Below are 1,147 nucleotides of genomic sequence, written 5' to 3' on the forward strand. Positions count from 1 at the left end.
CCAGAACGTTGGCCCGTTCATCGGCCGGCAGTTGATCCAGCGGCTGGTCACGAGCAACCCGAGCCCGGCCTACGTCGCCGCGGTGTCGGCGAAGTTCGCCAACAACGGTTCCGGCGTGCGCGGCGACATGAAGGCGGTCGTCAAGGCCGTGCTGATGAACCCCGAGGCGCGCCAGATGTCGACGAGCTCCGGCAAGCTGCGCGAGCCGGTGCTGAAGCTCTCGGCTTTCCTGCGCGCGTTCGCGTTCAAGTCGGACACCGGTGACTACCTCGTCGGCAACACCGACGAGGCCGCCTTCACTATCGGCCAGTCGGCGCTGCGCTCACCGTCGGTCTTCAATTTCTATCGTCCGGGCTACGTGCCGGCGGGCACGGGGGCGGCGAAAGCGGGCCTGGCCGTGCCCGAGATGCAGCTGGTCAGCGAGACCAGTACCGCAGGCTACGTCAACTACATGCGCGACAACATCGTGTACGGCGTCGGCTGGTTCGCCGGCAGCGTCAACGGCAAGACGGTGAACCGCCGCGACCTGCAGCCCGACTACAGCGCCGAACTCGCGCTTGCCGACAACAGCTCGGGCCTTGTCGATCGCCTGAACGACCACCTGATGTACGGCTCGATGCCGGCCGCGCTGAAGAGCTTGATCAGCGGCGCCGTCGACAAGATCGCAATCCCTGCGCTGAAGGCCGACAGGTCGAACCAGGCCGATGTCGACAGAACGAAGCTGGACCGCGTGCGCGCGGCGATCTTGCTGACCGTCGTGTCGCCCGAGTTCCAGGTGCAGCGCTGAGCGCAACTACGCAACGAGTCCACCATGATTGACCACCAACTGTCCCGACGTCTCTTCCTGCGCAACGCCGGTGTGCTGTCCGCCGCCGGCGCAGCCGCCGCGCCGCTCGCGCTGAACTTGGCCGCGATCGGCTCGGCTGCCGCGCAATCGGCCGGCGACTACAAGGCGCTCGTCTGCATCTTCCTGTTCGGCGGCAACGACTCGCTGAACACGATCCTGCAGACCGACACCGCCTCGTGGACCAACTACACGACGGTGCGCAACCAGGCGCCCGATTCGCTTGCACTGATGGCGGCTGGTACCGCGGCGGTCGCCGGGGCCGCGGCCGGCTCGCCGGCACGACTCGGCGGCGTGTTGCCG

Annotated in this window: 1 protein-coding gene and 1 pseudogene; both read left to right on the forward strand. The window is 67.5% G+C overall.

The features are described 5' to 3' along the window. Positions 1 to 787: DUF1800 family protein (locus AC1D01_RS35765; RefSeq protein WP_477874425.1), on the forward strand; the 787-nt coding region annotated here is incomplete at its 5' end. Positions 788 to 811: 24 nt separating this feature from the next. Further along, positions 812 to 1,147 (forward strand): annotated as a pseudogene (locus tag AC1D01_RS35770) (DUF1501 domain-containing protein); the annotation flags it as partial.

Source organism: Rhizobacter sp. P3_B12 (genome assembly GCF_056402895.1).